This is a genomic window from Paenibacillus sp. Y660, from assembly GCF_057221575.1.
The window spans coordinates 157961-176004 of record NZ_JBXBBJ010000005.1 but is presented as its reverse complement, the minus strand read 5'-3'; the positions used below and the strand labels follow the sequence as shown (position 1 = coordinate 176004).

Sequence of the window (18044 nt, the reverse complement as noted above, 5' to 3'; positions counted from 1 at the left end):
AATAGGGTACCGGCTGTTTCTATCTTGCAGCTCATGCGCTTAGTATTAGTTATTAGGCACCGGAGAATATCGCGAAATGCGCGCACCCAGCCTAGACAACATCGTTTCGATTTTTTCGTAGCCTCGGTCGATGTGATGGATTTGCTCTACGACCGTCTTGCCTTGCGCTGCTAGACCCGCAATTACAAGGGCTGCGCCAGCTCTCAGGTCCGTCGCCTCCACCGTAGCTCCATAAAGCCTTGGCACGCCACGAATGAATGCGGCATTCATATCCACCCGAATGTCGGCGCCCATACGAGACAGTTCATCCACATGCTTTAGTCTGCCTTCAAAAATCGTTTCCTTCAATACGCTTACACCATCAGCAAGCGTAAGCAGCACCATAACCTGAGACTGCAAATCGGTAGGAAAAGCCGGATAAGGAGAGGTTACAATCCTCTCAACCGCTTTGGGTCTGGCTGCACTGCCAACTTTAATTATATCACCGTCGACAACGATTTGAACACCTGCACGGCGCAGAACATGAATCAAAGAGGATAAGTGGGCCGGCTGCGTGTTTTGGAGAGTCACATAGCCGCGTGTCGCGGCGGCAGCTACCATAATCGTCCCTGCTACTATGCGGTCGGGAATGACCTTATAACGACATGGTGTTAGCGACTGTACCCCATCTATCGTTATCGTGTCGGTTCCGGCACCCATAATCTTCGCGCCCATCGCATTTAGAAAACGCTGCAAATCTTGAATTTCCGGCTCACGTGCGGCGTTGCTAATGGTAGTTCGGCCTTCCGCCAAAGCAGCGGCCATCATAATGTTTTCTGTTGCTCCAACGCTTGGGAAACTTAAATGAATATCGGCGCCCAGCAATTTGTCCGCACGGCACATAATGCGGTTGCCGAATTCTTCTATTTCAGCCCCAAGCGCCTTCAAGCCTTCTAAATGAAGATCAATCTTTCTCTCACCAATTGCACAGCCCCCAGGCAGGTAAACTTGCGTCTCGCCAAACCTAGCTAGCAAAGGCCCCATTAGAAAAATAGAAGAGCGCATCTGTCTCATTAACGATTCCGGCACGTGAGAGGTATGTGCGGTTTCAGTATCCAGCACAACTGTTCCTCCCGAATGCTCGGCGCGGCATCCTAATTCGCGCAAAATGTTCAGCATGACATCGATGTCCAGCAAATCAGGCACATGATCTATCGTTGTTGTGCCTTCAGCCAGCAGACTGGCAGCCAGAATCGGCAAAGCGGCATTTTTCGCTCCTTGGATAACTATGGTTCCTGAGAGAGGTTTCCCACCTTCAATCACCAATTTGTCCAATGTATCACCTCCGAATTACCGCTCACCCACCACCAATACTTCCGGCACCAGCAGGATGCCGAAGCGGTCCTGAACGGTGCTTTGTATATGAGTCATGAGGGCGAGAACGTCTTCAGCTGTTGCTTGCCCGGTGTTTACGATAAAATTGGCGTGCTGCTCCGATACTTGCGCCCCGCCAAGGCGTTCACCCTTGAGTCCCGCCTCTTGAATAAGTCTAGCGGCATGATCATTAGGCGGATTGCGGAACACGCTGCCTGCAGTTGCAAGCTGCAGCGGCTGCGTTCTCAATCTTCTCTCTTTGTAAGAGGCCATTTCAGCGAGGACTTCCTTCTTATCCTTCTCTGCCAGTTCAAAAGTGGCTTCAACGACGATGCCCTTTTGCTCATGCAGAATCGAATGACGGTAAGAAAAATGCATGTCATCACGTTCGTAGCGAACCAATTCTCCTGTATCCAGTACAATATCAGCTGACTTAAAAATACGTGACACATCCGATCCATGCGCGCCAGCATTCATATAGACGGCTCCGCCTACCGTGCCTGGAATTCCCCCCGCGAACTCAAGCCCGGTCAGACCTTCCTTACCCGCCATGACTGATAGCTTTATTAAAGAATACGAAGCGCCAGCTATGACCAGCGATCCTTCAAATCGCACGTAATCTAACCCTCTGTGCGGTTTAATGACAACTCCGCGAATGCCTTTATCACTCACCAGCATGTTTGAGCCTCTGCCCAAATTAGTCCATGGCATCTGATGCTTTTGCACCAAACGAACCGCAGAAACTAATTCTTCTCTGCTTCGAGGGAGGATTAATATATCAGCGGGACCGCCGATTTTCCATGTTGTATAGTTCGAGAGCGGTTCGTTGTACAAAACTTCGCCAAGATTGGCTTGTTCCAATTCCGCTTTAAATGCTTCCATTAGTTGAACCTCCTTAAGGATTGCAGGGCAAAGCCTGCCTCGTAAGCATAGCTTGGGATTTGCATAGCAAAACCCGGTCGCATGCACATGACTTGCTGAATAAAGGATAATAAAACCATTCGCTGCTCTCCGATTGCAAGCTCTAAAACGCTGCAGCCGGATCGTTTAGTTGCAATAACCGCTCCTTTCAGGTGACGGTCACGAATATAGTGTATCCTATGCCCTTATAGGCTCTTGTGTGACAATGGCCCATATTGAACACTCTGTTCCATTGCTCGGAAAGAGCCTTATTTCACATACAGCAATTGCTGTTGCCTTTTGTTTATGATTAGAGCCGTTTATACAAATCAGCCAATACCCGCGGCTGCTTCGTGCCGACGAGAATTGCCTGTACTTTTCGAATGTAGGTCGTATCATTGTTCCAGCCTGCCATATCGACAGCAATATCCGGCTTGAATAGCCGCAGCCGCCTAATAGCGAGCCGCAAACGATTCAGAAGCCGGACATTTGATTTCATTATTTTCGAAAATAAGCTCATGACGCTCCGATAAGGCATCCAACCTCACCTCGAATAACGAGAGATGTTCAATAAAATGCCCAGTGCCGTCAATAGAAGCGTGAGCGATGAACCGCCATAGCTGACGAGCGGCAGCGTTATGCCCGTTACCGGCATCATGCCGATGACGACGCCAATATTAATAAGCACCTGCACGCCGACAATACCGGTAATCCCAACAGCAAGCAAGCTGCCAAAAGTATCCGGGGCGGCGATTGCCGCACGTACGCCTCTCCAAACGACAACTAAAAATAACAAGATAAGCGTAGCCCCGCCAATAAAACCGAGCTCTTCGGCCAATATAGAAAAGATAAAATCCGTTTGCGGCTCAGGCAAATAGCTGAACTTCTGACGGCTCATTCCAAGACCAAGCCCTACTAATCCGCCGGGTCCGATCGCATATAGCGATTGAATAATTTGATAGCCTCCGCCTAGCGGATCAGCCCATGGATCAAGGAAATACGTAATTCTCTTTAAACGATACGGTGCTGCTATAACCAGTCCGATAAAACCAGCAACACCGATAAGCGCCAAGCCGCCCAAATGAGCCATTCTCGCGCCAGCTGTAAAAATAAGCAATAAGGATGCGCCTACCATTACCGCGCCGGTACCAAGATCAGGCTGGAGCATAATTAAGCCAAAGGCTAGTCCAACCAAACCAAGCGGCGGCATTAGTCCCTTCTTGAATAACGTAATCGTCTGCTGCTTCTCAGACAGCCATTTCGACAGAAACAAGATCATAGCCAGTTTCATAAATTCCGACGGCTGAATACCGAATGAGCTAATGCCAAGCCAGCTGCGGGCACCGCCGCGAACGACGCCGATTCCGGGTATTAGAACGAGCATCAGCAGTCCAAAGCAAACGATCAACGCCATCGGCGCCCACTTTTTCCATACGGTATAGTGCGTGTTCATTGTAAATAGTAACGCACCTATGCCTAATGCGGCAAATATAACCTGACGTTTCACAAAGTAGAAACGATCGCCGAATTCATGAAAAGCTAGCACTGCACTAGCGCTGTATACCATAATCAACCCGATTGCGAGAATGAGCCCAATTGCAGACAGCATCCAAATATCCGGGGCAGAACGCGCTTTGGCCATAGCGAACACACCTCTTAGCATGGGAAAGTAGGGACATGCCCCCTACTTACAAGGTATGCGCCGAATCTTTAAAAATGCGCCCTCTTTGCTCATACGAGGCAAACATATCCCAGCTTGCGCATGCAGGCGATAATAGCACGATATCGCCAGGCTCAGCCATTGCTGCTGCTTGCTTCACCGCTTGTTGCAGGACGGACTCGGCGTCCTCACTAGGTTCGACGATTTCCACCTTGCCTAAACCTGCAAGCTCAGCTACTCGGGAAAGCTTCTCCCTTGTCTCGCCTAGAGCAACCAGCCCCTTCAATCGGTCGCGGAATAAAGGCACCAGCTCCATATAGTCGGAGCCCCGGTCGAGCCCTCCTGCTACAAGCACGATCGGCGCAGACAAAGAGCGAACCGACATCGTTGTCGCAACCGGATTTGTCGCTTTGGAATCATTATAATATTTGACCCCGTTCACCTCGCGAACGAACTCCAGCCGATGCTCCACCCCTCTAAATAGCTGCAAGGGCTCTGTAAGCTGATCCGGAGCAATTCCCGCAGCTATACAAGCCGCTATCGCAGCAAGCGCGTTAGCCGCGTTGTGGCGTCCTGGAATACCAAGCGCAGAGACTGGCAAAATCGTTGTTTCCATATCTTCACCCTGGCGGAATACGATTTGTCTATTTTTAGCCGCTTCTTGCTCCAGCGAATCTATGATGTCCAGCTCGTATGGCGGTTCAATGCAAATGCCTGTTTCAAGTCGCTCGTAAAGAGAAAAAGGCAGCTGCTGAGCAATTAGAAACTCGGACAGCGCTCTGCACTCCGGGTCATCCCAATTGATGACCGCTACATCGTCTTCGGTCTGGTTGTCGAACAGCTTTGCCTTGGAGTTGACATAGTCGTCCATATCGCCATGATAATCCAGATGCGTCTCCGCGATATTAAGCAGCAGCGCAATATGCGGGCGGAAATCGCTTGTGCCTTTTAGCTGGAAGCTGCTGAGCTCGGCAACGATCCACTGGTCTGGCGTTGCCTCCAAGGCCGCTTCGCAAAGTGGACGGCCGATATTACCCGCAACGATAGGCTTTAAGCCGGCTGCGCTTAAAATCTCGCCGATCCAGGTCGTCGTCGTCGTTTTGCCGTTTGAGCCTGTAATCCCGATGATAGGGGCAGGTGAAAGCCAATATGCAGCTTCTACCTCTGTAATCACTTCAACCTCCAGCTCCTCCGCACGCTGTACAGGCGGAGACGAGTAAGGTATGCCGGGATTTTTAATCAATAGCGCCGTTTCTTCCGTTATCAGATCGTCTGGATGATTGCCGCACAGCACAGAAATGCCCAAAGCAGTCAATTCATCCGCTTCGGGGCATAATTCGCGAGCCTTCATGTCGTTCACAACGACATCTGCGCCTAATTGGTGAAATACTTTTGCTACGCTAACCCCGCTTCTAGCCAAGCCTAATACGACGACTCGGCGGCCTTGATAAGATGCCGGATGATTCATAACTGACAGTCCCTTCTATGGATACATGAAGCGGCCCCAATAAATTGGCAGCCGCTTGTTCGCTACATTTCTTATAATTATATTACAAATAGCAGCCCTATTGCTGCAAGCAGTAATCCAACGAGCCAAAACACGGTAACGACCTTCCATTCGGACCAGCCAACCAGCTCAAAATGGTGATGGATCGGGCTCATTTTGAAAATACGCTTGCCTCTTAGCTTGAAGGAGCCTACCTGCAAAATAACCGACAGCATTTCGATTACGAACACACCGCCAATAACAATAAGCAGAAGCTCTGTCTTCGTTAAAATCGCCACTGCCGCAATCCCGCCTCCAATGCCGAGCGAGCCCATGTCACCCATGAACACCTTCGCTGGATGCTTGTTGAATACGAGAAAACCGAGCACAGCGCCGACCATTGCAGCAGAGAAAACGGCCGATTCATGAGCCGACGTTTGCAGCGCGACGACAGTGAATGCGCCAAAGGCGATTGCGCTTGTTCCCGCCAGCAGACCGTCAAGCCCGTCGGTGAAATTAACCGAATTGCTCGCAGCAAACATAATAATTACGACAAGCGGGTAGTAAAACCAGCCTAAATCAAAGCCCCAGCCTGTACCCGGAACCGTAATTTCCGTGCTGTGATTCATATTGTAGAGCATCGCGCACACGATTATAGAAAACAGCAGCTGACCGAACAGCTTCTGTCTAGCGGTGAGGCCAAGCGATCTTTTGAAAACAATTTTAATATAATCATCCAAAAAGCCAACAAGGCCAAAGCCAAGCGATGCTGTCAGCAGCACCCAAAACTCCGCCGTTTTATCGGAAAACTTCAAAAAGGCGATCATGAGCGCACACATAATGATGATGCCGCCCATCGTTGGCGTGCCGCTTTTTTTCAGATGGCTTTGTGGGCCTTCCGTACGGATTTGCTGACCGAACTTCAAGCGGCGTAGCAGCGGAATGAACAATGGTCCGAGCAAAACCGCTAGCAAAAAGGAGGCGCCTATTGAAAATAAAATGACCATCATGTCCATTTCCTCACCCCGCTTCCAAAGCTTGGACAATCTGTTCCATCCGCATGCCTCGAGAACCTTTTATAAGGACGATGTCCGTAGGCTGCAGCTTATTGCGAAGCCACTGCACTAGCTCTTCTTTCTCTTCGAAATGGCGAACGACATCGCTTGCGGAAGCATTCGGGAAACGCGACTTCACACCCTGCGCGATATGCTGTCCTAGTGGTCCAAAAGTAAGAACAGCATCCGCCTTGCCCGGCGTTATATAAGCCCCGACTTCAAAGTGCAGCGTCTGCTCCTCCGGCCCAAGCTCCAGCATGTCGCCGAGCACGATCCATTTGCGAGTATAGCCATCCAATTGTTCAACAAGATCAATAGCCGCGCGAACGGCTGTAGGATTGGCGTTATAGGCATCGTTCAAAATCATCGCGCCATTGAAAGCGCGAACGGGCTGAATGCGCATCCCCGTCAGCTTCAAATCACGCAAGCCTTCGATGATTTTTGCAGCCGGGACGCCGAAGAAGCGGCCAATGGCAATAGCGGCAAGCGCGTTGCTTACGTTATGCTGGCCGGGTACAGGGATTCGAATCGTTCCCATTCCGCTGGGCGTACCGTTATATACTGCTGTAAACGACGCGGCTTCTGATTCTATAACGATATCGGCTGCCGACCATTCGTTATGGGCAGCTAATCCAAAGGTTCTTCGTACGATACCCGCCGGAAGCACGGAGCGTCCAAGCTCGGTTTCAAGCAGCGGCTCGTCGCCATTATAAAGCAGCAAGCCATCCTCGCTTAAGCAGAGAGCGATTTCCAGCTTCGCCTTGGCAATTCCTGCCCTTGAGCCCAGATGAAGAAGGTGAGCATCGCCAACGTTCGTAATGATCGCGGCATCCGGCTGGGCAATCTTCGTAAGCAGCTCGATTTCGCCAAAGCCGCTCATTCCCATCTCAAGCACGGCTGCCTCCGTATCCTCCTCAAGCTGAAGAACCGTCAGCGGCAAGCCGATATGATTGTTCAGATTGCCTTCCGTCTTGTGAACCTTGTACGAGGTTCCAAGTATAGCAGCCGTCATATCTTTAGTCGTTGTTTTGCCGTTGCTTCCTGTTATGCCAACAACGCGCACGACGAGCTCGCTTCGGTAGGCAGCAGCGAGCCGCTGCAGCGCGACAAGCGTATCCCCTACGATGAGAAGCGGCACATCGGAAAGCGATTCCGGCACCTCGCGTCCCTTCTGCCAGAGAGCAGCGACGGCTCCGTTTTGAATAGCCTGCTCCAAATAAGCATGCCCGTCGAAATGCTCGCCAACAAGCGGTATGAACAACCGGCCCGCAGCAGCCTGCCGCGAGTCAGTCGTTACACCCGATATCATGAGTTCCTTATTGTTTCCATTCCATTTTGCGCCGCTCATCTCGGCAATTTGCTTGATCGTACGTTTAATCAATGTATGATTCCCCTTATCGCTTCTTTCGCTACTTTTCGATCGTCAAATGGATATTTGACTCCATTTATATCCTGGTAGGTTTCATGACCTTTCCCCGCAATCAATACTACATCGCCTTGGCTTGCCATTTCAACCGCTTTTTGAATTGCCGCCTTGCGGTCGGCAAGTAATTCATATGTGGAAGGATCGATTTTACCCTTTATAAGTCCATCCTCAATATCCTTAAGTATAAGCTCCGGCGGCTCCGTTCGCGGATTATCGGAAGTAATAATGGCGTAGTCTGCATATTTGACAGCAATATTTCCCATTAGCGGCCGCTTTGACCGATCCCGGTCGCCACCGCAGCCGAATACGCAAATAATTCGCTTCTCTGCAAACTGCTGGATCGCACGCAGCACATTTTCCAAACCATCGGGGGTATGCGCATAATCGACGATCACCGCGAACGATTGACCGGCATTAACAGCCTCCACCCGTCCAGGCACGCCGGGAATCGCGCTTAGGCTATGGGCAATTGCCTCCAGCTCAACCCCTTCAAGAAGGACAGCGCTGATAGCTGCAAGGGCATTGTATACATTGAATTTGCCTGCCATTTGCAGCGTAACGTCCGACTCTCCCCGGAAAGTATGGACATGGAAGGTCGTACCTTGCGCAGTAATCCGAATATTTGAGGCGCGAACATCCGCTTCCTTATCGATGCCGTAGGTTACAACCTCCGATGCCGTCAGCTCCGCGTACTCTACTGCAGCAGCGTCATCCGCGTTAAGGACGGCGTAGGAGCGCTCTTTCTCCTGAGCAGCATATTCGTTGCCCAGCCTAGAAAAAAACAATCCTTTTGCAGCCGCATAACGACTCATCGTTTCATGATAATCCAAATGATCCTGCGTAAGATTTGTAAATACTGCCGTCCGAAAGCGACAGCCCTTCACTCGCCCTTGCTCAAGTGCGTGAGAGGATACTTCGATCGCGCAATATTGCGTGCCCGCATCGCGCATTTCGCCGAGATAACGCTGCAGTTGAAGCGTCTGCGGGGTCGTGCTCGTCATCGGGAACGACAGGCCCGCGTAACGACGCTCGATCGTGCCGATCACGCCGGTGGGCCTATTCTGATCATTTAATATTTGCTCAATCAAATACGTTGTTGTTGTCTTGCCGTTCGTACCCGTTACGCCGATTAATTTCAATGCATGGCTAGGATAGGCATAATAATAGTTAGCAATAACAGCCATTGCAAGCCGGCAGTCGCTAACAATGATCTGTGGAACTGGCAAATCCAGCTGCCGCTCTGCAATAAGCGCGGCTGCGCCGGCAGCTGCCGCCTGAGGCGCAAACAAATGGCCGTCAACGGTATGTCCTCGCAGGCAGATAAACAACTGACCCTCGGTGATGCTTCTTGAATCGGTTTCGATGCCGTTCCATTCCGTTTCCCCATCGCCTATGAGCCGCGCGGTTGCAAGCAGCTCTGCAACATCCTTTAAACGCATCTGCCCCACTCCTCCCTAAAGCGCTGACGGAGTAACGATAAGCCGCCGCCCTCAGCACCCTCGTTAACTACCATTATAGTCAATGTGAGTGGGATATATTATCTTCTTCGCCTAAATAGATCCGAATCGTGGAGCCGCGATCGACACGGGTTCCTGCAGCAGGTGCTTGTCGGATAACCGTTTTTCCCGAGCCTGCGGATGTAAGATTAAAATTCATGTTCAGATCCTCATATAAATCGGACACCGTTTTGCCAACCAGATTAGGTACGGTCACGATTGGTGTTTCGCCATACTTATAGATCCGATCGATCTGCTTCTCACGTGCTGGTACTTCCAAAATATTCAGTGCGTCCTCCATTATATTTCGGACAATTGGAGCAGCTACAACGCCCCCGAACTGAATCCCCTGCGGATTGTCTACCGCTACGTAGATGACGATTTGCGGATCATCCGCAGGAGCAAAGCCGACAAAGGAAACGATATGCTCATTCGGTGAATATCGGCCGTTGATGACCTTCTGGGCCGTACCTGTCTTGCCGCCTACGCGGTAGCCGTCGATGAAAGCATTCCGGCCCGTTCCTTTGGCCACAACGCTCTCAAGCGCTTCGCGCACTTGCATGGACGTCTCCTCGGAAATGACCTTCCGCACAGCCTCCGATTTAACGGTCTCTACGGTCGCGCCGCTTTCCGGGTTAACCCAAGCTTTCGCTACATGCGGCTTGTATAGCGTACCGCCGTTAATGGCAGCAGACACCGCCGTAATCTGTTGAATTGGCGTAACCGATACCCCTTGACCGAAGGCCGTCGTAGCCAGCTCTACAGGACCGACTTGACTGAGCTTGAACAAGATGCCGTTCTCCTCGCCGCCAATATCGATTCCTGTCTTCGAGCCAAAGCCGAAGTTTTTAATATAATCGAATAGCTTCTCCTTGCCAAGTCGCTGACCGAGCGTTACAAAGCCGGGATTGCACGAATTTTCAACAACTTCCAGAAAAGTCTGGCTGCCATGGCCGCCTTTCTTCCAGCAGCGAAGCCTTGCCCCGCCAACCTCGATGGCGCCCGGATCGAAGAAACGCTCATTTTTTAAATCAACCTTTTTCTCCTCCAAAGCAGCAGCCAGCGTAATAATTTTAAAGGTGGAGCCAGGCTCGTATGTCATCCATATCGGCAGGTTGCGGTTGTAAACCTCCGTCGGCACCTCGCGGTATTTATCCGGCTCATAGGTAGGACGGCTTGCCATTCCGAGAATTTCACCATTATTCGGGTCCATTGCAATGGCGATAATGCCATTTGGCTGCAGCTTCGTCATCGCTTGATCAAGCTCGCGCTCCATGACCGTCTGTATTTGCTTATCGATCGTGAGCTGCATCGTAAGCCCGTCCTTCGGCTCAACATACGTATCCGAGGAGTTAGGCATCTGCCTGCCTGCCGCATCCGATAGAAAGGATACGCTTCCGCCAATGCCGCTAAGCTCCGTATTATATTTTGCTTCAATGCCCGTCAACCCTTGATTGTCGATTCCCGTAAAGCCAAGCACATGTGCCGCAAGGCTGCCATACGGATAAAAACGTTTATTATCCTCGGCGACGACGATGCCCGGAAGACCTAGCGCACGAATTTGCTCGGCTTTATCAAGCGTGATTTTCCGCCCTCCAGGCCCAAGCTTAACGATCATGCTTTTTGTTTTAATCTTCGTGAATAACTTCTCCTGCGACATGTCGAGAAGCGGCGCAAGGGCAGCGGCCGCAGCCTGCTTGTCTTTGATTTGCACGGGAATCGCATAGACAGTAGGCGAGCTGACGTTGTAAGCCAGCTGTATCCCGTTGCGGTCCACAATTTCCCCTCGCTTGGCAACGTACGGGATATCGCGTCTCCATGAATTTTCCGCTTTATTTGCGAGCTCCTCGCCCTGCCAAAGCTGTACATAGCTAAGTCTGATACATAAGGCGAGGAATGAGATCCCTGCCAATATAAGTACGATAAATAAACGTCGTCTGACCGTTACATTGGATACCTTCATAACTTGTTCCCCCTCCGCTTGACTGTTTCGAAGGAGCGCTCAATGACGCTCATTCCCAGATTATTCGGGACAAGCGGAGGATAGAACAAGCTTTAGACGAAGGCAGCCGCCTTCGCCCGTGTTTAATTATAGCTTACTCGCCAGCTGCGTTCGCATTGGGATTGGAATCTGAACCATTCACTGCCGCATCCTTTTTCCCGTCTGCGCCAAGCGGCGGAGCGAGTGTAACCTTCAGCACTCTTACGTTATTCAACGTCTCCTCCTTCTGGGATACGACAAAGCCCTCCCCTTCTGGAATAAGACGAATGCCGATCAGCGAGGTGATTTCAAGCGCATCGCGCAGCGATACGCCCTTCAAATCCGGAATGGCCAGCTTCTCTCGCTGCTCCGTAATTAAATAGATTTTCTGAGTAGGATGAACGGAAGAGCCTTCCGCTGGAATTTGCTGCAAGACGGTCTTGCCATTCCCAACCTGTTCAAAAGTCATCGCTTTTGCTTTTAATTCAGCTTTTGCCTGAGCAATAGGAAACTTGGTTACTTTAGGAACCGTCATTGACACTTCCTTCTTCGCGTCATTCGTCTCGGCAGGGTAATTAGGCGCTACGCCCATTTTGCGCAAGCTCTTCAGTACGATTTGCTTAAACGCCGGAGCAGCTACCCTCCCCCCCCCAACGAGAGGGTCATTCGGTTCATCCACAACGACATAGACGACGATTTTCGGATTATCAACAGGGGCATAGCCCATAAACGAAACGACGAACTTCGAATCGGAATATTTTCCGTTGATAACCTTTTGTGCTGTACCCGTTTTCCCCGCTACACGGTATCCGTCAATATACGCATATTTACCGGTCCCCTTCTCCTGATCAGAGACAACCTGCTCTAAATATTCGCCGACCTTGCGTGAGGTTTCCTCTGATATCACTTGACGAACGACCTTCGGCTCAATGGTTTTAGTCGTTTTAGTTGTCGGGTCCGTTATGCTCTTTACGATTTGCGGTTGAAGGAGCTTGCCGCCATTCGCTACCGCTGCGACTGCCGCTACCTGCTGAATAGGCGTAACCGTAACCACCCCTTGTCCAAAGGTAGCACTGGCTATCTCACTCGGATATTGAAAACGTATCGAACCCGTTAGTTCATTGCCAAGCTGAATGCCCGTCTTTTGTCCAAACCCGAAATTCGTATAATAATCTCTTAGCTTCTGCTCACCTAATCTTTCGTATCCCAGCTTGACAAATGCCACGTTACTGGAATACTTCAAGCCATCCAGAAAGGAAATTGTCCCCCAGCCCTCTCGCTTAATATCACGAATTAGCTTTGCGCCTTTTATTTTGATCTGGCCAGATTTGTACCTTTCGTCCGGATTAAACACGCCTTCCTCCACGGCCGCCGCAAGCGTTACGATCTTGAATGTTGAGCCTGGCTCGTACAATGATTTAATCGCATGGTTATAGGAATTCGAATTGTTTTTCCAAAATTCATTCGGGTCGTACTGAGGCGTATTTGCCATTGCCAAAATTTCCATCGTGTCGGGATCAGCAGCAATTGCTGTCGCGCTTTTCGGCGCATACACCTTCACAATTTCTTGCAGCGCCTCCTCTACGTAATGCTGAATCTCGTTATCGATAGTCAAATTAATATTTTGGCCGTTCTTAGCGGGCTGAGATTCCACATTTCCCTCGACGAGCTGAACGCGCTTCCCGTCCTTCTCATACTTGATAAAACCGTTTGTACCGGTTAGCTGTTCGTTGAAAAAAGCTTCAACGCCTGTCATCGCTGCACCTTCACGATCCAAATAGCCAACGAGCTGCGAAGCTAAAGTTTTTCTAGGATAATAGCGCTTCAAGCTTTCCGCCAAATCAATACCGACACCAGTCAACTTCTTTTCTTTGGACAACTCTTTACGGAACGCTCTAATTTTATCGGCTACCGTTTTGTCGATTTGCCAGCCGCCTTTTCGAATCTCCCGGTTAACAACATATGTACCATCGTCTTTTTTGGCGGTTATATTTTTCCGAAGCTCATCCTTCGAAATGCCAAGTATTTCATGCAGCCCGTCAATAATGTCTTCCGTAAGCTCCTCTTTATTGATGACTTCTGGATTAACGGAAACATTATAGGTGATGGTGTCCATCGCAAGCACATTGCCATTTCGATCGGCAATTGTGCCGCGCTTAGCGACAATCTCTTCAGCCGCTGACCACCTCTTCTTTGCCAATTCCAAATATTTGGCGCCTTCTACTACCTGCACGAAATAGATTCTGCTTATTAAAATGAGAAAAAGGAGGGTCATTACCCCTCCAAACAACAGTGTCCGCAATCTAATTCTCTTTTTCATCTTACTCACCCTGATCACTCATTGCCGTTTTCAACTCATCGTCACCGGTGTTTACCGTTATGCCGCCTTCAATTGTGCTTACCATCCCCTGTGATTCGGCAATCTTGCGTATGCGCTCAGGATCGCTCAGCATCTCAACCTGCTTCTTCAAATCTTCCATTTCTATGTTCATCGTTTGGTATTCGCTTTTGAGATTTTTGATGTCGAGGTTCATATCATAGATTTGTGCGTAGCGAAAAATAATGACACCAGCAACTACAACGCACATTAATATTGTGAACATGTACAACAGCTTTTCTTGAACCGGTAAGGATTTGCGAGTCTTAACCAATCGTTTCGTTTCTTTAATAACGGTTTGCTGATCCTGCTTTCGCTTAGGTTGCAGCGCTAAATTGCCATTCACGTACGCCAATTCAAATCCCCCTCTTACAATTTTTCTGCTACTCTAAGCTTTGCCGACCTAGCACGAGGGTTAAGCTCCAGCTCTCTCTCGGAAGGTACTATCGGCTTGCGGTTAACTAATTTCACCGTCCCGCTGTTTCCGCAAACGCATAACGGAAAGTCGGGCGGACAAGTACATTTCTCCACAAACTTCGCAAACATTTGCTTGCATATGCGATCCTCAAGCGAATGAAACGTAATGACGGAAGCTCGGCCGCCAGGAGCCAAGCAGCGAATCGTTTGCTCTAACGCTTCTTCCTCTGCGCCAAGCTCATCGTTTACGGCAATGCGCAGCGCTTGAAAGGAGCGCTTGGCAGGATGCCCGCCTGTACGCCTTGTTGCGGCTGGAATCGATATTTTAATCAATTCAGCCAGCTCTCCTGTTTTCTCAATTGGCGCCTTTTCTCTCGCTTTAACGATGTTTCTTGCGATTGAACGGGCAAACTTCTCTTCGCCGTAGCGATCGAGTATGCGGGAAATATCACGCTCATCCCACGTATTGACGATTTCATGAGCTGTGAGCTCACCCTCGCGATCCATCCGCATATCAAGCGGAGCATCGTGGTTGTAGCTGAAGCCGCGCTCTGCTTCGTCAAGCTGCGGACTTGATACGCCTAAATCGAACAAAATGCCATCGACCTGAGGGACGCCGTCTTTTATTGGAACGTCGCATCCTCTAAGCTCTTGCTCCAAATCACGGAAATTGCTTCTAACCAGCGTTACTTTATCCAAATATGGAGCAAGCCTAACGCGAGCATTTTCCAGCGCCCAGTCATCCTGATCGAATGCGATTAAACGCCCTCCTTCGCCTAATCGGGACGCAATGAGCTCACTATGCCCTGCCCCTCCAAGCGTACAATCGACGTAGATGCCGTCTGGCTTAATAGCTAGACCGTCAACCGCTTCTTCCAAAAGTACTGTAATATGCTGAAACACGCCTCAGCCCTCCCATTCCTGTTGTTCAATCTAGAAGTTGAAATCAAAATCGACGAGCTTCTCAGCGATTTCGTTAAAGGTTTGCTCCGATTGCTCGTAATAGCCGTCCCAAGTCTGCTTGCTCCAAATTTCAACGCGGCCGGAGACGCCGAGCACCATGCAGTCTTTGTCCAGCTTCGCATATTCGCGAAGATGGCTGGGTATGTTTACCCTTCCCTGTTTATCAAGCTCACATTCGGTAGCACCGGAAAAGAAAAACCGGGTAAAAGCACGCGCATCTGATTTCATAAGCGGCAATGTTTTTAATTTTTGCTCCAATACGCTCCACTCGCTCATGGGATATACGAATAAGCAATTGTCTAAACCTCGGGTAGCAATGAACGAGGCTCCAAGTGATTCACGGAATTTCGAAGGTATGATGATGCGGCCTTTCTCATCAATGCTATGTTGATATTCACCCATAAACATGACTTCACCCCACCCCTTCCCCTATTTCCACCACTTTGCCCCACTTTTCCCCACTAAGATACAGTAGTTCGCCACCTAAAATAAAAATCCTGCTCCATGAGCAGGATTTTTCTAAAATATTTCATAGTATTAATGATTATTAATCTTTAAACAGCCGGCGGCTGCTCATCCTCATCCGAATTCGGCTTTTTACTGGCATCCGTCTCTTTTTTCTTCCTCCGATACAGCCAAATGACAGGTACAGCAATAACCGCCGCAACAGCAGCTACCGGTACTGCCCCCGCTAATACAACGAGCAAGAAGTTAAGCGCATCCCACACAACCTTTGTGCTTCCTGTTATTGCATCAGACATCCTTCCGCCCAAATTCGGCTTCTTCAAGCTTTCCTTTTTCAGCGTTTGGTCCGTTTGGTACATGCGCAGCTCTACCGTCGAGAACGAAACGTTGTTATCCAAATAACGAATTCGCCCCTTGATGCGCTCAATCTCCTCCTGCACCTCCGAGAGCTGCTGTGAAAATTTGAGCAAATCATCCGCTTTAACAGCCCTTTCCATCATCGCCAGCAGCCTGGTTTCCACCAGCTGTCTCGCCTTCAGCCTTGATTCAAGATCAACATACTCCTCGGATACGTCCTTGCCCCCGATATTTCTTTCGAAGTCATTATGCTTGATAAGCTCGATCCGATCGATGAACGACATAAAGCCCGCAGCCGGAACCTTGATCGTATAGGTTGCGCCGATTTCCCCATCATGCCTCGTATCTTGGAATTGTAAAATATAACCGCCGCTTTGATGAATCGCATTGCGAAGCGATGTCGCGGCTGCTGCCAACTCATCCACTTGCATGCTTAAATTGGCGGTGTAAATAATTTTTTGATTAAAGCCCGCTGTACCCGAAGCGGTTTCAGAGGCAAAGCCGCCGCCTGCAGTCGAACCGCTGTCACCATCAGCTGTTACGGCTGTATTAGCCGCAGCATTTTCAGCATTGGACAGACTTTTGCCATCCGATTTCGCTTCTTCCATTGGGGCTGACTGTTCGGAAGCCTTATTGCTCGCTGTATCAAAGTTTCCCGAGGAGCACCCTGCCAACAACCCGATCCATAAAATAATGACTGCCCATGTTACTAATCCTTTTTTCTGTTTATACATTGTCATTCCCCCTTACTGGTTTGCACTCTAGACGCAGGTTGGGAATAAAAGGTTACAAACAAAAAAGCCGCGATTGCTCGCGGCTTTCCAAATGATTTATTCAGCTTCTTTCCAGCTGTCCAAATAGGCGATTTGTTCATCAGTAAGCTTATCGATGCCAAAGCCAAGCGATTGCAGCTTGAGACGCGCTACCTGCTCATCAAGCTCGTAAGGCACGTTAACCACCTTGCTGCCAATCGTTTTGTACTGCTCGTTCACATATTTCAGCGCAATGGCTTGAAGCGCGAACGTCATATCCATTATTTCGGCTGGATGTCCATCGCCGGCAGCCAAATTAACAAGGCGTCCTTCAGCCAGCAAGTAAATGCTGCGACCGTCCTGGAGCTTATATTCTTCAATGTTGCGACGAACCGTACGCACGCTTGACGACAATGCTGCAAGCTCAGGCTTATTCGCTTCAACGTCAAAATGGCCTGCGTTCGAAATGATCGCGCCGTCTTTCATAACCTCATAGTGCTCGCCGCGGATAACATCACGGTTGCCTGTAACCGTCACGAAGAACTCTCCTACCTTTGCCGCTTCAATCATCGGCATAACGGCAAATCCATCCATGTAAGCCTCAACCGCTTTAATGGCGTCGATCTCGGTTACAACGACATTCGCGCCAAGCCCCTTCGCACGCATCGCAACGCCTTTGCCGCACCAGCCATAGCCAACGACTACAACCGTTTTGCCAGCGACCATCAGGTTGGTTGTCCGGTTAATGCCATCCCATACCGATTGGCCCGTACCGTATCGGTTATCGAATAAATGCTTGCAATACGCATCATTTACTGCGACCATCGGGAATTTCAAGGAACCGTCCTTTTCCATCGCTTTCAGCCTAATAATTCCCGTCGTCGTTTCTTCCGCTCCGCCGCGGAGGTTCTCGCCAAATTCAGGATGCTCCGAATTTAAAATCGTAGCAAGATCTCCGCCATCATCGATAATGAGATCAGGCTTCCACTCAAGTGCTTTAATGTTAAGCGCCTTAAATTCTTCCGGGCTTGGATTGTATTTGGCAAATACGGTGATGCCATCCTCTACGAGCGCGGCACATACATCGTCTTGCGTTGACAGCGGATTGCTGCCGGTAATTGTAACCTCAGCACCGCCCGCTTTGACAACCTTAGCGAGGTAAGCCGTTTTCGCTTCCAAATGCAGCGCGATCGTAACCTTTAGCCCTTTAAAAGGCTGTTCCTTCTCGAACTGCTCGCGAATCGTATTCAGAACCGGCATATGCGCAGCTACCCAATCAATCTTCAAATGGCCATCTTGTGCCAATGACATGTCGGCTACAATGCTTTTTTCTACTGTACTCATCCTGTATATACC

At 49.8% G+C, this 18044-nt stretch carries 15 protein-coding genes; all 15 read right to left on the bottom strand.

Features of this window, described 5'->3' with window-relative positions:
• Nucleotides 1-45: 45 nt before the first annotated feature.
• The gene (gene murA / locus AC2TDN_RS08915; protein ID WP_482066782.1) at nucleotides 46-1314 is read right to left on the bottom strand and encodes a UDP-N-acetylglucosamine 1-carboxyvinyltransferase; all 1269 of its coding nucleotides are present in this window, start codon (nucleotides 1312-1314) and stop codon (nucleotides 46-48) included.
• Nucleotides 1315-1329: 15 nt separating this feature from the next.
• Complete coding sequence (gene murB, locus AC2TDN_RS08910) at nucleotides 1330-2235, bottom strand: UDP-N-acetylmuramate dehydrogenase (protein WP_484687699.1); 906 nt, start codon at nucleotides 2233-2235, stop codon at nucleotides 1330-1332.
• A 328-nt stretch (nucleotides 2236-2563) separates the two neighbouring features.
• Complete coding sequence (locus tag AC2TDN_RS08905; RefSeq protein WP_484687698.1) at nucleotides 2564-2791, bottom strand: hypothetical protein; 228 nt, start codon at nucleotides 2789-2791, stop codon at nucleotides 2564-2566.
• A 6-nt stretch (nucleotides 2792-2797) separates the two neighbouring features.
• Entirely contained in the window at nucleotides 2798-3895 is a 1098-nt protein-coding gene (spoVE, locus tag AC2TDN_RS08900) for a stage V sporulation protein E (protein ID WP_482066779.1), read from the bottom strand.
• A 46-nt stretch (nucleotides 3896-3941) separates the two neighbouring features.
• Nucleotides 3942-5381, bottom strand: a complete 1440-nt coding sequence (gene murD / locus AC2TDN_RS08895; RefSeq protein ID WP_484687697.1) for a UDP-N-acetylmuramoyl-L-alanine--D-glutamate ligase — start codon at nucleotides 5379-5381, stop codon at nucleotides 3942-3944.
• A gap of 77 nt (nucleotides 5382-5458) precedes the next feature.
• Nucleotides 5459-6415: a phospho-N-acetylmuramoyl-pentapeptide-transferase gene (mraY, locus tag AC2TDN_RS08890; RefSeq protein ID WP_484687744.1), complete on the bottom strand. Its 957-nt coding sequence runs from the start codon at nucleotides 6413-6415 to the stop codon at nucleotides 5459-5461.
• Between the two features lie 4 nt (nucleotides 6416-6419).
• A complete protein-coding gene (locus AC2TDN_RS08885) occupies nucleotides 6420-7835 on the bottom strand; it encodes a UDP-N-acetylmuramoyl-tripeptide--D-alanyl-D-alanine ligase (protein ID WP_484687696.1) in 1416 nt (471 codons plus the stop codon).
• The gene (locus tag AC2TDN_RS08880) at nucleotides 7832-9319 is read right to left on the bottom strand and encodes a UDP-N-acetylmuramoyl-L-alanyl-D-glutamate--2,6-diaminopimelate ligase (RefSeq protein WP_484687695.1); all 1488 of its coding nucleotides are present in this window, start codon (nucleotides 9317-9319) and stop codon (nucleotides 7832-7834) included. Before AC2TDN_RS08880 ends, AC2TDN_RS08885 begins: the two co-directional genes overlap by 4 nt.
• 79 nt (nucleotides 9320-9398) lie before the next feature.
• Complete coding sequence (locus AC2TDN_RS08875) at nucleotides 9399-11339, bottom strand: stage V sporulation protein D (RefSeq protein ID WP_484687694.1); 1941 nt, start codon at nucleotides 11337-11339, stop codon at nucleotides 9399-9401.
• Between the two features lie 133 nt (nucleotides 11340-11472).
• The gene (locus AC2TDN_RS08870; protein WP_484687693.1) at nucleotides 11473-13590 is read right to left on the bottom strand and encodes a penicillin-binding transpeptidase domain-containing protein; all 2118 of its coding nucleotides are present in this window, start codon (nucleotides 13588-13590) and stop codon (nucleotides 11473-11475) included.
• An 88-nt stretch (nucleotides 13591-13678) separates the two neighbouring features.
• Nucleotides 13679-14080 carry a cell division protein FtsL gene (gene ftsL, locus AC2TDN_RS08865; protein ID WP_482066895.1) on the bottom strand — a complete coding sequence of 134 codons (402 nt, stop codon included), beginning with the start codon at nucleotides 14078-14080 and terminating at the stop codon, nucleotides 13679-13681.
• Between the two features lie 23 nt (nucleotides 14081-14103).
• A complete protein-coding gene (gene rsmH, locus AC2TDN_RS08860; protein ID WP_484687692.1) occupies nucleotides 14104-15054 on the bottom strand; it encodes a 16S rRNA (cytosine(1402)-N(4))-methyltransferase RsmH in 951 nt (316 codons plus the stop codon).
• 30 nt (nucleotides 15055-15084) lie between these two features.
• Nucleotides 15085-15522, bottom strand: coding sequence for a division/cell wall cluster transcriptional repressor MraZ (gene mraZ / locus AC2TDN_RS08855; protein ID WP_482066772.1), 438 nt, complete (start codon nucleotides 15520-15522; stop codon nucleotides 15085-15087).
• Between the two features lie 146 nt (nucleotides 15523-15668).
• Complete coding sequence (locus AC2TDN_RS08850; RefSeq protein WP_484687691.1) at nucleotides 15669-16670, bottom strand: DUF4349 domain-containing protein; 1002 nt, start codon at nucleotides 16668-16670, stop codon at nucleotides 15669-15671.
• A 96-nt stretch (nucleotides 16671-16766) separates the two neighbouring features.
• Nucleotides 16767-18032, bottom strand: a complete 1266-nt coding sequence (locus AC2TDN_RS08845) for an adenosylhomocysteinase (protein WP_484687690.1) — start codon at nucleotides 18030-18032, stop codon at nucleotides 16767-16769.
• Nucleotides 18033-18044: the final 12 nt, after the last annotated feature.

Bases quoted from the DNA above. Each gene is read 5' to 3' on its own strand.
- AC2TDN_RS08845 (WP_484687690.1), bottom strand. From the start codon at position 18,032: ATGAGTACAGTAGAAAAAAGCATTGTAGCCGACATGTCATTGGCACAA.
- mraY (WP_484687744.1), bottom strand. From the start codon at position 6,415: ATGGACATGATGGTCATTTTATTTTCAATAGGCGCCTCCTTTTTGCTA.
- AC2TDN_RS08880 (WP_484687695.1), bottom strand. From the start codon at position 9,319: ATGCGTTTAAAGGATGTTGCAGAGCTGCTTGCAACCGCGCGGCTCATA.
- murB (WP_484687699.1), bottom strand. From the start codon at position 2,235: ATGGAAGCATTTAAAGCGGAATTGGAACAAGCCAATCTTGGCGAAGTT.
- murD (WP_484687697.1), bottom strand. From the start codon at position 5,381: ATGAATCATCCGGCATCTTATCAAGGCCGCCGAGTCGTCGTATTAGGC.
- AC2TDN_RS08905 (WP_484687698.1), bottom strand. From the start codon at position 2,791: ATGCCTTATCGGAGCGTCATGAGCTTATTTTCGAAAATAATGAAATCA.
- spoVE (WP_482066779.1), bottom strand. From the start codon at position 3,895: ATGGCCAAAGCGCGTTCTGCCCCGGATATTTGGATGCTGTCTGCAATT.
- AC2TDN_RS08850 (WP_484687691.1), bottom strand. From the start codon at position 16,670: ATGTATAAACAGAAAAAAGGATTAGTAACATGGGCAGTCATTATTTTA.
- AC2TDN_RS08875 (WP_484687694.1), bottom strand. From the start codon at position 11,339: ATGAAGGTATCCAATGTAACGGTCAGACGACGTTTATTTATCGTACTT.
- mraZ (WP_482066772.1), bottom strand. From the start codon at position 15,522: ATGTTTATGGGTGAATATCAACATAGCATTGATGAGAAAGGCCGCATC.